Origin of the sequence: Donghicola tyrosinivorans (genome assembly GCF_003003355.1) — a bacterium.
Lineage (GTDB): Bacteria > Pseudomonadota > Alphaproteobacteria > Rhodobacterales > Rhodobacteraceae > Donghicola > Donghicola tyrosinivorans.
Genome location: NZ_PVTQ01000002.1, coordinates 253,079 through 266,778, shown reverse-complemented (window position 1 = coordinate 266,778; position 13,700 = coordinate 253,079). Strand labels below are relative to the sequence as shown.

Genomic DNA, 13,700 nt, shown 5'->3' with positions numbered 1-13,700 from the left:
GTAGCAAGCCGAGAGGCCGCTTGCAAAGTCCTATTCCGCGCTTGCGCCTTTGCGCCACGCGCCGCTGGCCCGCAGCGCGGTCGAGCTTTCGCGGCGAAGGGGGATATTCACAAAGCACCAGCGCGGCGCGGGACCTCGGGCCAGTTCAAGGCTGTGGCTACTTTTCAGACGATCCCGACGGAACACACGGGCGGCCTTGCTAAAGCGGGCGGACATCCGATCACCGGGGCGGGCGATGACCCCGATCGGCACCATCCGCATGATATCCCGCCAACGATCCCACCGGTGGAACGAGGCCAGATTGTCCGCGCCCATCAGCCAGACGAACCGCACACCCGGATAGAGTTTTTGCAGTCCTTCAAGGGTTTGCGCAGTGTAGCGTGTGCCGATGTGCCGCTCGACATCCGTCACGATAACGCGCGAATCGTCCAGCAAATCGCGGCACGCGCGCATACGGCGGTCCAGATCGGCGGGGCCTTCGGCCTTTAGCGGATTGCCCGGACTGACCAGCCACCAGACCTGCCCCAGCCCGAAACGCTTGATCGCTTCACGGGTGATATGCACATGCCCTTCATGGGGCGGATCAAACGATCCCCCCAGCAGACCAACAATCTGGCCAGCGCGTGCATGTGGCAGGTGATGCGGCATACCCGTTCCCGTCGTGAAACCATCACATAAAGGTGACAACCCGATACACTGTCAAGACAGCCCATCTCAGGTTTTACGGCCCGTAACAACGGCAAAAGCCCCGTCTCAAGGCGCGATCCATGATTGCCCCCGCCCTGCCCCTTGGCTATGACTCGCCCCCAAATCATCCAGATATCTGCAAGGAGCGGACGCGCATGGCATCCTATCAATACGTCTATCACATGGACGGTGTGTCCAAGACCTATCCCGGCGGCAAGAAATGTTTCGAAAACATCCGTCTGTCGTTCCTGCCCGGCGTCAAGATCGGTGTGGTCGGCGTCAACGGTGCCGGTAAATCGACCCTGCTGCGCATCATGGCCGGCATCGACAAGGATTTCAGCGGCGAGGCTTGGGCAGCCCAAGGTGCCCGCGTTGGCTACCTGCCGCAGGAACCTCAGCTGGACGAGACACTGAACGTTCGTGACAACGTCATGCTGGCCGTTGCTGAAAAGAAGGGCAAGATCGACCGCTTCAACGAAATCGCCATGCAGATCGCCGAGGATTACTCGGACGAGCTGATGGAAGAGATGACCCAGCTGCAGGACCAGATCGACGCGGAAAACCTGTGGGAACTGGACAGCCAGATCGACGTGGCGATGGAAGCGTTGCGCTGCCCGCCCGATGATGCGGATGTGTCCAAACTGTCCGGCGGTGAAAAGCGCCGCGTGGCGCTGTGCAAGCTGCTGCTGGAAGCGCCCGAGATGCTGCTGCTCGACGAACCGACCAACCACCTTGATGCGGAAACCATCGCGTGGCTGCAACAGCACCTGATCGACTACAAAGGCACCATCCTCTGCGTCACCCACGACCGTTACTTCCTGGATGACATCACCGGCTGGATCCTTGAGCTCGACCGTGGCCGCGGCATCCCCTACGAGGGCAACTACTCGGCTTGGCTTGAACAGAAAGCCAAGCGTCTTGAGCAGGAAGCCCGCGAAGACAAAGCCAAGCAGAAAACGCTGGAGCGCGAACTTGAATGGATGCGTCAGGGCCAGAAAGCCCGTCAGGCGAAATCCAAAGCCCGTATCGCTGCCTACAACGAAATGGCCAGCCAATCCGAACGCGAAAAGGTCGGCCGCGCCCAGATCGTTATCCCGAACGGCCCGCGTCTGGGCTCGAAGGTTATCGAGGTCGAGAACCTGCAAAAGGCCTATGGTGATAAGCTGCTGGTCGAGGGTCTGAACTTCTCGCTGCCGCCGGGCGGTATTGTCGGTGTGATCGGCCCCAACGGCGCCGGTAAATCGACCCTTTTCAAGATGCTAACCGGTCAGGAACAGCCTGACAGCGGCTCGGTCGAATACGGCGACACCGTGAAACTGTCCTACGTGGATCAGTCGCGCGATGACCTGAACGCCAATGACACCGTATGGGAGGCCATCTCGGGCGGCGCAGAACTGATCGAACTGGGTGACGCGCAGGTTAACAGCCGCGCCTACTGTTCGTCCTTCAACTTCAAGGGCGGCGACCAGCAGAAAAAAGTCGGCCTGCTGTCGGGTGGTGAACGCAACCGCGTCCACATGGCCCGACTGCTGAAGGAAGGCGGCAACGTGCTGCTGCTCGACGAACCGACCAACGACTTGGACGTAGAAACCCTGCGTGCCTTGGAAGACGCTCTGGTTGATTTCGCGGGCTGTGCGGTTGTCATCTCGCACGACCGTTTCTTCCTTGACCGTATCTGTACCCACATCCTTGCCTTCGAAGGCGAAGCCCATGTGGAATGGTTCGAAGGCAACTTCGAGGACTATGAAGAAGACAAGAAACGCCGCCTTGGCCCCGACGCGATGGAGCCCAAGCGTATCAAGCACAAGAAATTCAGCCGTTAATCTACAGCAACTGTGCTAAATTCAGCGCCCCCGTCGATCAACTTTCCGATCGGCGGGGGCGTTTCGCTTGCGTCACCAATGCGGATCAATAAAGTTAACATTGTCTTAAGCGCGTTTTAATTGTCTGGTGTATAAGAGGTTCCCATGCTTGCTCCGACCCGATTTGTACAACAAACCGTTTCGCTTCCCGGCTCGTTCCAGATCATCTCGGCGCAGGATGAGCTGTTCAACCACGTAGATACCAATGAATACATGTGGTCGGGCGATGGCGCCCGTCATGTCCGTGTCGAGATGACCTTTGACATTCCCTTCGCCGCACCGCCTGCCGTGACCGCTGCCCTGTCGGGAATCGACAGTTCGCAATCGGAGAACCTGCGTTTCAACATCCGTTGCGAAGATATAACCGCAGACGGGTTCACGCTGGTCTTTGACACGTGGGACAACACCCGCATCGCCCGCGCAGGCGTGGCTTGGACTGCCCAAGGCATCGCACCCGTGCGTCCGCGCGGATCGATCGCCGCCAAGCCCAAAGCGCCCGAAGGCAAATAACCCTTCGCCTTAGGGCGCAGCTTTCTGGGCCAGTTCCAAAACGCTGGGTCCAATGGCCTCGACGATCAGAGCCACTCCTTCGGCATTCGGGTGGATGCCGTCAGGCTGCATGTAGCCTCCGGCATCCGCTGGCGTTGCGCCATGATCCAGCAACCCTTGGAAAAAGTTCGGGAAGAGCAGCGTGTGATATTCCTGCGCAAGCTCCGGATAGATCGCTTCAAACGCCTGCTCATAGTCTGCGCCATAATTCGGCGGCGCATCCATCCCGACCAATAGAACATCCACATCGCGGGCCTGCGCCTCTTGCAGGATACCGGCCAGATTGGCCCGCGCCGCTGCCGGATCGATCCCCCGCAACAGATCGTTGCCCCCAAGTGTGACGATCATCGCATCCACATCATCGGTCAGGGTCCACGCCACGCGTGCCAACCCGCCCGCGGTGGTGTCACCGGACACACCAGCGTTCAGAACGGTCACCTCGGCCCCCTGCCCGTCCAGCCAGCCTTGCAACTGCGGCACCAGACCTTGCCCCTGTGGCAACCCATAGCCTTGGGTCAAACTATCACCCAATGCCGCAATCGTGATCGGCTCAGCCCACGCAGGTACAGCCCCAAGGGCAAGAACCAGCGCCAACGCCTTGCTGCGCGCGCCTTGGCTCCCATATGAAAAGATTGACGAAAAAAGGAATGTGCCGCCCATGACCGCTTCAACTGCCTCCGTGCTTTCTCTTCAAAAAGCAGGTCTCACCCTTGATGGCAATGCCGGTCCCGTCAATATCCTGCGAGGGATCACGTTGGATGTTGAACGCGGCGAAAGTCTAGCGCTGGTCGGTCAGTCGGGATCCGGCAAGTCATCGCTGCTGATGTTGATGGGCGGGCTAGAGATGGCAACCGAAGGCTCAGTCATCGCATTGGGGCACGACCTGACCGCGATGAATGAGGATGAACTGGCCCGCTTCCGACGCGAGAATATGGGCGTGGTCTTTCAGTCGTTTCACCTGATCCCGACCATGACGGCGCTAGAGAACGTCGCCACTCCGCTAGAACTGGCAGGCCACAAAGACGCGATGGAACGCGCCCGCGCTGAACTAGAGGCCGTGGGGCTTGGGCACCGCATGGACCATTATCCCAGCCAAATGTCAGGGGGCGAGCAGCAGCGCGTCGCCCTCGCCCGCGCCGCCGCACCCCGCCCTGCGATCCTTCTGGCAGATGAGCCCACAGGCAATCTGGACGGCGAGAATGGCGAGGCGATCATCCGCCTCATCTTCGATCTGCGCGACCGGCACGGGTCCACGCTGATCATGGTCACCCACGCCCCCGAAATGGCGCAGCGGTGTGACCGGCAAATCCGGCTGACCGACGGTGAAATACTGGCACCGGAGGCCACTGTATGAGCCTTACAACCGCCGCCCGTCTGGCCCGCCGCGAACTGCGCGCCGGCCTTCGGGGCTTTTACATCTTTCTTGCCTGCCTTGCCCTTGGGGTCGCCGCCATCGCGGGCGTCGGCACTGTCCGCAGCGCGATTCAGGCAGGTTTGGACCGTGAAGGTGCAGCCCTGCTAGGGGGCGACGCCGAGATTGAGCTAACCTACCGCTACGCCAATGAGGACGAGTTGGCGTGGATGACCGAGACCGCCCTGCGGGTATCAGAGGTGGTCGATTTCCGCTCAATGGCTGTGGTCGGGGACGAACGCGCCCTGACGCAGGTGAAGGCTGTGGATGACCTCTACCCGCTGATCGGCACCATGCAATTGGACCCCAGCATGCCGTTGGATCAGGCGCTGGACGGTAACGGCAGCCTGCCCGGTGGGGTGATGGCCAAGGCGCTGGCAGACCGTTTGGGGCTAGTGGCTGGGGACACCTTCCGCCTTGGATCACAGGATTTCACCCTCTCGGCCATCATCACCCGTGAACCCGATGACGCGGGCGCAGGGTTCTCCCTTGGGCCCAGAACGTTGGTGCGCAGCGTGGATCTGGCAACCTCGGGCCTTTTGGGGCCGGGAACGTTGTTTGAAACCAAGTACCGCCTTGATCTGCCCGACACCGCCGACCTTGAAGTGACCGAGCAAGAGGCCCGCGATGTCTTCTCGGCCTCGGGCATCCGCTGGCGCGATTCCCGCAACGGCGCACCGGGGGTCGAAAGGTTTGTGAACCGTTTGGGATCATTCCTTGTGATCGTCGGCCTCTCAGGTCTGGCAGTGGGCGGCGTGGGCGTATCGGCGGCTGTGCAGGCCTATCTGCAACGGAAAACCGGCGTAATCGCGACCCTGAAAACCTTGGGCGCAACACGTAGCACGATCTTTCAAAGCTATTTCCTTCAGGTCATGGCCATCGCGGTAATAGGTATCGCGCTAGGGCTGATAATCGGCGCAGGTCTGCCCTTGGCGCTGGCCCCCTTGATCACCGCCAGCCTACCCATTCCGGCCGAATTCGCCATCTACCCCATGCCGCTGATCGAGGCTGCGATCTACGGCATTCTGACAGCCCTTCTATTCACCCTGATCCCGCTGGCACGGACCGAGGCGATCCGCCCCGCGACCCTGTTTCGTGATGCATTGGGCGGCAAAGGCGCTTGGCCCCGACCAGCCTATCTGATCGCCACCGCCCTATTGGTGGCGCTGTTGGTAGGCACGGCTGTGTCATTCTCTGACGCGCCGACGCTGACGCTTTGGACAGCCCTTGGCATTGCCGCCGCTCTGCTAGTGCTGTTCGGCGCGGCAAAGGGCATCATCGCCCTGTCCCGCCGCCTGTCCCGCCACGCCCACGGCCTACCCGCCCTGCGTTGGGCGCTGGCGGCAATTGGCGGTCCACGGCAAGAGGCGACTTCGGTCGTGTTGTCCTTGGGTCTTGGCCTCTCGGTGCTGGCCGCTGTAGGGCAGATCGACGGCAACCTGCGCTACGCCATTGCCCGTGACCTGCCGGAACGTGCCCCCAGTTATTTCTTCGTTGATATCCAGACCGACCAGCTAGACGGCTTCTTGCAGCGGGTCGAAACCGATCCCAGCGTGACCAAAGTAGATACCGCCCCGATGCTGCGCGGCGTCGTGACCCAGATCAACGATGTCCCTGCTTTGGAGGTCGCCCCCGACCATTGGGTCGTGCGCGGGGATCGTGGCATCACCTACGCCGACAAGCTGCCCGAACGTACCATCATCACCGAAGGGGAATACTGGCCCGAAGGCTATGATGGCCCGCCACAGATTTCTTTTGCCGCCGAAGAGGCCGAAGAAATCGGCTTGAAGCTTGGGGACACGCTGACCATCAACGTGCTGGGGCGGGACATCAAAGGGACGATCACCAGCTTTCGGCAGGTGGATTTCTCGAACGCAGGCATCGGGTTTGTGCTAACCATGAACCCCGCTGCCCTGCGCGGTGCGCCGCATACCCATATTGCGACCGTCTATTCGGACACCGAGAACGAGGCGCAGATCCTGCGGGATCTGGCCACCGCCTACCCCAACATCACCGCCATCCGCGTCCGCGACGCGGTCGAGCGCGTGGCAGAGGTACTAAAAAGCATCGCCGCTGCGGCCTCCTACGGGGCGGGCATGACCTTGCTGACGGGCTTTCTGGTGCTGCTGGGGGCCTCGGCCGCGGGCGAGCCTGGCCGGACCTATGAGGCAGCCGTGCTGAAGACCCTTGGCGCGACGCGGGCGCGTATCCTGTCCAGCTTTGCCATCCGCTCCATGATCATGGGTGCGGCTGCGGGTCTGGTTGCCCTGATCGCAGGCATCACCGCCGGTTGGGCAGTCAGCATCTTTGTGATGGAGACCGATTTCACCATCACGTGGAGCTCGGCCATCCTGATCGTTCTGGGCGGTATTCTTGCCAATCTGGCGGCGGGCTTTGCTAGCGCGTGGCGGTCCTTGCGGGTGCGTCCGGCCCGCGTGTTGCGGGCCAAGGACTGATCACTTGATGGATTGGGCGAATTGCACAATCCCGGCCTGAGGCAGCGCGCCCACACGGCGTCCTGCCTCTTTGCCCTTCTTGAAGGCGATCATCGCGGGAATGCCACGAATGCCGTAGCGGTTCGAGGCAGACGGATGCTGTTCCGTGTTCAGCTTGGCAAAGCGCACCTTGCCCTGCATAGACTTCGCCGCGCTAGCGAACTGAGGTGCCATCGCGCGGCAAGGTCCGCACCAAGGGGCCCAGAAATCCACCACGAGGGGCAGCGTGGTGTCTTTTGACGCTTTGGTCAGGGTGGCGGGGTCAATCTCGGCCACTTTGTCGGTCACCAGCTTGGCGCCGCATACACCGCATTTGGGGGACTGGTCCAGTTTCTCGGACGGGACGCGGTTGGGCGTGCCGCAGTCAAGACAGGTCAGGCGGTCATCGTTGGACATAGGAGCCTCATACAAATTCAACTTAACGCATATATCGGGAGCCGATCCGCAAGGATCAAGAGGGAGGGATTGACGAAACCCTGCCGAATGATCAGATCATCCCTATGACTGATCCCTTCTTCTTCGGCTATGGCAGCCTTGTAAACCGCACGACCCACATCTACGAGGACGCCCACCGCGCAAAAGCCCGTGGTTGGCGGCGGATGTGGCGTCACACCGACCTGCACCCCTCGCCGTTCTTGACGGCTGTGCCTTGCGCGCAGACCGAGATCGAGGGGCTGATCGCCCATGTGCCAAATGGCGATTGGCAGGCATTGGATGCGCGGGAAACCGGCTATGACCGCCTTTCCGCCACACATCAGGTCTCACATCCTGTCACGCGTCCGGTGGAGATCGCGATTTACAGCGTGCCCGAGCGGCTGGAAGTGCCCGACCTGCGGCACCCGATCCTGCTGAGTTATCTGGATGTGGTGGTTCAGGGCTATCTGGTGGAATTCGGTGAAGACGGGGCGCACCGGTTCTTTGACACCACGGACGGTTGGGACGCACCGATCAAGGATGATCGCGCCGCGCCAGACTATCCCCGCCATCGCGTTTTATCTGCGTCTGAGCGCGGGTTTGTGGATGACCGTCTGGCCGCAATGGGGATTGTACCGGTGCGGTAAGGGGGCGCTGCCCCCTCTTGGAGTACGGCCAATTCACCCCCGAGGTATTTTCACCAAGCTGAAAGCAAAACCGCCAGCTTTTGAAGGCTGGCGGTTTTTCTATTTTATGCTTTGAAGCCGCGGGCTTTGACGACTTGCAGCAGCTGCATGACGTTGCCCATATCGGGGCCGCTGCTTTGGCCGGTGACGGCGCGGCGGAGCGGCATGAAAAGGCCTTTGCCTTTGCGGCCGGTCTTTTCTTTGACCGCCGAGGTCCAGTCGGACCATGTTTGCGCGTCAAAGTCACCTTCGGGCAGCAAGGTCATTGCCTCTTCGATGAAGGCACGGTCTTCGTCCTCGACCACCGGATCGGCGCCGTCGCGGAAGAGGGTCCACCAACCTTCGAGGTCAGCAAGGGTGGTGATGTTTTCACGGGTGACGGTCCAGAAGAGTTCGGCCTTATCCGCAGGCACACCCAGAGCGGTGATCTGTCCGGCAACCTCTGCGTAAGCCTTCGCACCGTTGATGCGGGCGGTCAGCGGGAAGAGATCGTTGCTGTCGAATTTGGTCGGGGCCGAACCGAAGCGGTTGATGTCAAAGCCCTCGATCAGTTCGGACATGTCGCTGCGCAGTTCCACCGGATCGGACGAGCCGAGGCGGGCCATCAGCGACAAAAGCGCCATAGGCTGAACGCCCGCGGCGCGCAGGTCGCGGATCGACAGCACGCCAAGACGCTTGGACAGTGCCTCGCCCTGCGGGCCGGTCAGCAGCGAGTGATGCGCGAAGGACGGCGGGGTGAAGCCAAGCGCTTGGATCATCTGGATCTGGGTGGCGGTGTTGGTCACGTGGTCCGAGCCGCGCACCACATGGGTCACGCCCATATCGGTGTCATCAACCACAGAGGCCAGCGTGTAGAGCACCTGACCATCGCCGCGGATCAGAACGGGGTCCGAGACCGAAGCTGCGTCAATCGACAGATCGCCAAGGATGCCATCGGTCCATTCGATGCGCTGCTGATCCAGCTTGAAGCGCCAGTGGCCGTTGCCACGCTCGGCCCGCAGCTTTTCCTTTTCCGCGTCGGAGAGGTTCAGGGCCGCGCGGTCATAAACCGGAGGCTTGCCCATGTTGAGCTGTTTCTTGCGCTTGAGGTCCAACTCGGTCGGGGTCTCGAAGCATTCGTAGAAACGGCCCATCTCGCGCAGTTTGGTGGCAGCGTCTTCATAGCGGTCCAGACGTTCGGACTGGCGTTCGACCTTGTCCCAGGTCAGGCCAAGCCATTCCAGATCCTGCTTGATGGCATCGACGTATTCCTGCTTGGACCGCTCGGGGTCGGTGTCGTCGATGCGCAGGATGAAGGTACCGCCGGCTTTGCGGGCGATCAGATAGTTCATCAGCGCAGTGCGCAGGTTGCCCACGTGAATGTAACCGGTGGGCGAAGGGGCGAAACGGGTGGTCGTCATAGCGTTCTCCTGTTGCCCCGACCTCTTTCATAGAGGCGCGAAAATGTCCATATGAGCCTTATGACAGAGCCTGTGCGCAGCCCCGAAATCGAAAAAATCGCCCAACGGACACTGGAACGCTTGCCTGCCGCGTTCCAAGCGGCGGCACGTGAGATCACCCTATTGGTAATGGAGCATGCGCCCCGCGATGTGCTGGCGGACTTTGGCATGAGTGATCCGCTAGAATTGACCGGCCTATATAGCGGCGTGCCCCTGACAGAGCGCAGCTTTGACGGCGGCCCTTATGGGCCTGCGGAAATCCACCTCTATCGGGCGGCCATTGAGGCAGAGTTACTTGATCGGAGGAATGTGTCGCTAGAGGAACTGGTGGCCCATATCACCGTCCACGAAATGGCCCATCATCTGGGCTGGAGCGATGACGACATAGCCGCCATCGACCCTTGGTGGGAATAGCGCCTTAGCGCAGTTTCGGTGGCTTGGTGGGGTCCATACCGGGGGCCGAGCCGGGGATTTCACGCTTTTCGGGCTCGGGCAGGTCAAAGCGCAGGCCGACCTTGGCCAATTGTGCCGACACCGGATCAGAGGGGCGGAAGAAGGCGACATCGATCATGCCGGCCTCAATACCTGAAAAGGTCAGCGCCGCATGGACAGCACGGGCGATGGCAGGCTCGGCGCCCGGCACAGGATCGACAACACCCAGCATATGCCCCTGTGCGCCGCCCTCATATTTCACCGCCACCAGATAGGCGAATTTCGCCAGACCGGCGGCCGAAGCAAGGCGGGCATCCAGCGACACCAACAGATTTTCAGGCAAGCCGCGCGGGGGCTGCACCTCTTCGATGCGGGCCTCAGTCTCATCAGGCGCCGAGGACAGTGTCTCGGTTAGCCATGACACCGCATCAGGGGGCAGCAGCATTTCGGACGGGGCGACGGTCAGGTTCACCCCAAGGCCAATCCCCTGCCCGTCCAGCATCTGGGCCAGAACGCGGCCCGAAAGGGCGGCATAGGGCGCCTCGCCTTCGGCGAAATGGGCCAATCGGGCCTCAGTGTCGAAGACCAGCGCGAAAGTCTGGTCCTCAACGGGAAAGAGACGGGGTTTGATCGTGTCGCCCTCGGGTTCTTCTTCCAGCAGCAGATAGACCTCAGAGCCGGAGAGCACATCGTAGAACCGCAGACGCGCCGCGCTGTCTTCGGGCGCGGCCTCCATTGCGGCATGGGCGTGATCAAGCGGCGTGTCCGGTGTCATCTGTGTCATCTAGAACCTCTTTCACCTTGGCACGCAGGACCGGCAGCACGTCCGACTCGAACCAGGGGTTTCGTTTCAACCATCCGGTATTGCGCCAGGACGGATGAGGCAAGGGCATGACGCCCTGATCCACATATCTGCGCCAGTCCGCCACGGCTTCCGATACCGGCAATGAAGTGCCCAAGTGCCATTTCTGGGCATAGCCGCCGACCAGAATTGTAAATCTAACCTTCGGAAGCGCCGAGATAATTTCCTTGTGCCACGTTCGGGCGCAGACCGAGGGCGGCGGCAAATCGGCCCCCTTCGCGTTATAGCCCGGAAAGCAAAAGGCCATCGGTACAATCGCCACCTTGTCGCGATCATAAAACCTGTCCTCTTCCAGCCCCAGCCAATCGCGCAGACGATCCCCTGACGGGTCAGTGAAGGGCTGGCCGCTTTCGTGGACCCTTGCCCCCGGCGCTTGCCCCGCAATCAGCAAACGCGCCGTGTCACGCATCCACAAAACCGGCCTTGGATCGTGCTTTGTGGCGGTTTTGGCAAAGCGATCGGCACAAATCCTGCAGTCTCGGATCTGTGACAGGATTTCGTCCAACTCATCTTGTGCTTTGTTGCTGAATTTGGACATAATTCCTGCAAATTTAGCGGTTAGTTTTAAGTTAACCCCAATCCGTGACAGTGAAGATCACACCACCTGAGGCAAGGCATGCTGGAATTCCGAAATGTCAGCAAGTCGTTCTGGACCGGAACGCAGCACAAGGTCATCCTGGACCGCGCATCTTTCCGTGTTGACCTCGGAGAGTCGCTGGGAATTCTTGCGCCTAATGGTACGGGGAAAACCACTGTCGTCAACATGATGGCAGGGCTGGAAAAACCCGACGAAGGTGAGATCATCCGCGATTGCCGGATCTCTTTCCCGCTGGGATTTATGGGCGGTGTGATCGGTCGCCTATCCGCGATGGAAAACGCCCGCTACATTGCCCGCCTCTACGGTCTGGACCCCGATTATGTCGAGGCGTTCTGCCGCTGGCTCTGCGGTCTTGAGGAATATTTTGACCAGCCTTTGGGCACCTATTCCTCTGGTATGAAATCCAGATTTACGTTTTCGCTGTTGCTGGCACTGGATTTCGACATCTATCTGATCGATGAGGGGATGCCCTCGACCACCGACGTGGAATTCAACCGGAAGGCCGCCGATCTGCTGCGCGAGCGATTGCGCACGACCACCATCGTGATCGTCTCGCACCAGCCGGAAACCCTTGAGAAATACTGCCGCAAGGCTGCCGTTCTCATGGATGGGCAACTCCACATGTTCGACACTCTTGAGGAAGCGAAGCAGCTTTATGACTACGAAACCAAAAGCTAAGAAATTCCGCATCCGCCCCGAGCCTATGACCCGTGGGGTCCCGATGACCTCGCAAGCGGCCACGGCAGAGGATCAAACCGCCATGACCGGCGAAGTGACCTCGGGCACAGAGATGGAGATCGACAATGGAATCGACGCCATCCGCAAAGAGGGGCTGACTGGCCGCCAATTGCGACTGGCCCGCCGCGTCGCCCAAAAACATGACGTCCCCGCGACCTCAGATTTCGATGCCGTGCGCCAATTGCGCAAACGCGGGATTGATCCGTTCCAGAAATCAGCCTCATTAGAGTTGGTGGTGGCGGACAATGACGCGCCCGAAGAAAAGCCCGCGCAGCTGCCCCAGACCGTGCCTGTCAAAAAGACCCTTCCCAGCACCGAACTGGCCGACGATAGCGAAAGCCCCGCAATCCGCCGCGCCCGCGAAATCGGCGAAATCCAAAAAGACATTGCCCGCCGCCGTCAGCGGAAAACAGCGATGCTGCTGGTCCGTCTGGCCTTTTTCGTGCTGCTGCCGACCGCGATTTGCGGCTGGTACTTCTACAAGATGGCCACGCCCCAATACGCGACTTCATCGGATTTCAGCATCCAGAGCGCGGATTCGGGTGGTGAATCCGGTGGTCTGGGTTCGATGATTTCCGGCGGCCTTGGCGCCAACACCGAGGCTGTGGCCGTCCAGCGCTACCTGCAATCGCGCGAAGCGATGCTGCGGCTGGACGCCGAAGAAGGCTTCAAAGCGCATTTCCAGCAGCCGTGGATCGACCCGCTGCTGCGCCTTTCTGCCGATGCCACCAACGAAGAGGCCTATACGCTTTACAAGCGCAAGGTTCTGATCGGCTATGACCCGACCGAAGGCGTCATGGGCCTTGAGGTGATCGCCGTTGATCCCGAGACCAGCAAATCCTTTTCCGAGGCGCTGATCCGCTATGCCGAAGAACGCGTTGACACCCAGACCCTGCGCAAGCGCGAAGACCAGTTGAGCGAAGCCCGAAAGTCTCTGACCGAGGCAGAACAAAAGCGCCGCGAAGCACAGATGGCCTTGGTCGCGCTGCAACAAGAAGCCGCAATTGTGGACCCCGAAGGCGTTATCTCGGGGCTGCGGGGCCAAATCACAACGCGGGAAACCGAACTGCAAGAAAAAGAAATCCAGCTTCAGGCCCTACTGGACAACGCCCGCCCGAACCAAAGCCGCGTGGACGGTGTGCGCGGCGACATACGCCGACTGGAAGACGCGATCGCTGACCTACAAGGCCGGATGAACAACGCCACCCAAGGCGAGGATTCGCTGGCTGCCATTTCATCGAAAATCCAGCTGGCGCAGCTGGACCTCACAACGCGCGATATGATGTTGCAAGCGGCCCTGCAAAACCTTGCGACCTCGCAGCTAGAGGCAAGCCGCCAAACCCGCTACATGGCCCGCGGCGTTGAGCCGGTCGCACCCGATGAACCCAGTTATCCCCGTTCGTTCGAAAATACGCTGGTCAGCTTTCTGGCCTTCGCGGGGATCTACCTGATGATCTCGCTCACGGCCTCGATCCTGCGCGAACAGGTCACCAGCTAAAGCAAAAAGGGGCGCCCAAGATCGGGCGC

At 60.6% G+C, this 13,700-nt stretch carries 14 protein-coding genes; 8 read left to right on the top strand and 6 right to left on the bottom strand.

The window, feature by feature from the left end; translation table 11 throughout:
- Positions 1–30: 30 nt before the first annotated feature.
- Entirely contained in the window at positions 31–648 is a 618-nt protein-coding gene (locus CLV74_RS03800) for a nicotinate-nucleotide adenylyltransferase (RefSeq protein WP_106262887.1), read from the bottom strand.
- Positions 649–842: 194 nt separating this feature from the next.
- Here CLV74_RS03800 and ettA point away from each other — a divergent pair, with 194 nt between their 5' ends.
- The gene (gene ettA / locus CLV74_RS03795) at positions 843–2,510 is read left to right on the top strand and encodes an energy-dependent translational throttle protein EttA (RefSeq protein ID WP_106263085.1); all 1,668 of its coding nucleotides are present in this window, start codon (positions 843–845) and stop codon (positions 2,508–2,510) included.
- Positions 2,511–2,654: 144 nt separating this feature from the next.
- A complete protein-coding gene (locus CLV74_RS03790; RefSeq protein WP_106262886.1) occupies positions 2,655–3,059 on the top strand; it encodes an H-type lectin domain-containing protein in 405 nt (134 codons plus the stop codon).
- Positions 3,060–3,068: 9 nt separating this feature from the next.
- Here CLV74_RS03790 and CLV74_RS03785 read toward each other — a convergent pair whose 3' ends face one another.
- Entirely contained in the window at positions 3,069–3,758 is a 690-nt protein-coding gene (locus tag CLV74_RS03785; RefSeq protein WP_106262885.1) for an arylesterase, read from the bottom strand.
- Between CLV74_RS03785 and CLV74_RS03780 the strand changes: the two genes are divergently transcribed.
- On the top strand, positions 3,757–4,452 hold the full coding sequence (locus CLV74_RS03780; RefSeq protein WP_106262884.1) for an ABC transporter ATP-binding protein: 696 nt from the start codon (positions 3,757–3,759) through the stop codon (positions 4,450–4,452). The genes CLV74_RS03785 and CLV74_RS03780 overlap by 2 nt on opposite strands.
- Positions 4,449–6,965, top strand: a complete 2,517-nt coding sequence (locus CLV74_RS03775) for an ABC transporter permease (protein ID WP_106262883.1) — start codon at positions 4,449–4,451, stop codon at positions 6,963–6,965. Before CLV74_RS03780 ends, CLV74_RS03775 begins: the two co-directional genes overlap by 4 nt.
- Here CLV74_RS03775 and trxC read toward each other — a convergent pair whose 3' ends face one another.
- A complete protein-coding gene (gene trxC / locus CLV74_RS03770) occupies positions 6,966–7,400 on the bottom strand; it encodes a thioredoxin TrxC (RefSeq protein ID WP_106262882.1) in 435 nt (144 codons plus the stop codon).
- Between the two features lie 104 nt (positions 7,401–7,504).
- Between trxC and CLV74_RS03765 the strand changes: the two genes are divergently transcribed.
- A complete protein-coding gene (locus CLV74_RS03765; RefSeq protein ID WP_106262881.1) occupies positions 7,505–8,065 on the top strand; it encodes a gamma-glutamylcyclotransferase family protein in 561 nt (186 codons plus the stop codon).
- A 104-nt stretch (positions 8,066–8,169) separates the two neighbouring features.
- Here CLV74_RS03765 and gltX read toward each other — a convergent pair whose 3' ends face one another.
- Positions 8,170–9,504, bottom strand: a complete 1,335-nt coding sequence (gltX, locus tag CLV74_RS03760; RefSeq protein WP_106262880.1) for a glutamate--tRNA ligase — start codon at positions 9,502–9,504, stop codon at positions 8,170–8,172.
- Positions 9,505–9,555: 51 nt separating this feature from the next.
- On the opposite strand from gltX, the gene CLV74_RS03755 reads away from it, so the two are divergent.
- Positions 9,556–9,957, top strand: a complete 402-nt coding sequence (locus CLV74_RS03755; RefSeq protein WP_245888451.1) for a metallopeptidase family protein — start codon at positions 9,556–9,558, stop codon at positions 9,955–9,957.
- A 4-nt stretch (positions 9,958–9,961) separates the two neighbouring features.
- Here CLV74_RS03755 and CLV74_RS03750 read toward each other — a convergent pair whose 3' ends face one another.
- Positions 9,962–10,750 (bottom strand): SseB family protein, encoded by a 789-nt coding sequence (locus CLV74_RS03750; protein ID WP_106263084.1) that lies wholly within the window; start codon positions 10,748–10,750, stop codon positions 9,962–9,964.
- Entirely contained in the window at positions 10,728–11,375 is a 648-nt protein-coding gene (locus CLV74_RS03745) for a uracil-DNA glycosylase family protein (protein WP_106262878.1), read from the bottom strand. Before CLV74_RS03745 ends, CLV74_RS03750 begins: the two co-directional genes overlap by 23 nt.
- 78 nt (positions 11,376–11,453) lie before the next feature.
- Here CLV74_RS03745 and CLV74_RS03740 point away from each other — a divergent pair, with 78 nt between their 5' ends.
- Positions 11,454–12,113 (top strand): ABC transporter ATP-binding protein, encoded by a 660-nt coding sequence (locus tag CLV74_RS03740; protein ID WP_106262877.1) that lies wholly within the window; start codon positions 11,454–11,456, stop codon positions 12,111–12,113.
- Complete coding sequence (locus tag CLV74_RS03735; RefSeq protein ID WP_106262876.1) at positions 12,091–13,671, top strand: KpsE/RkpR family capsule polysaccharide export protein; 1,581 nt, start codon at positions 12,091–12,093, stop codon at positions 13,669–13,671. Before CLV74_RS03740 ends, CLV74_RS03735 begins: the two co-directional genes overlap by 23 nt.
- Positions 13,672–13,700 lie beyond the last annotated feature (29 nt).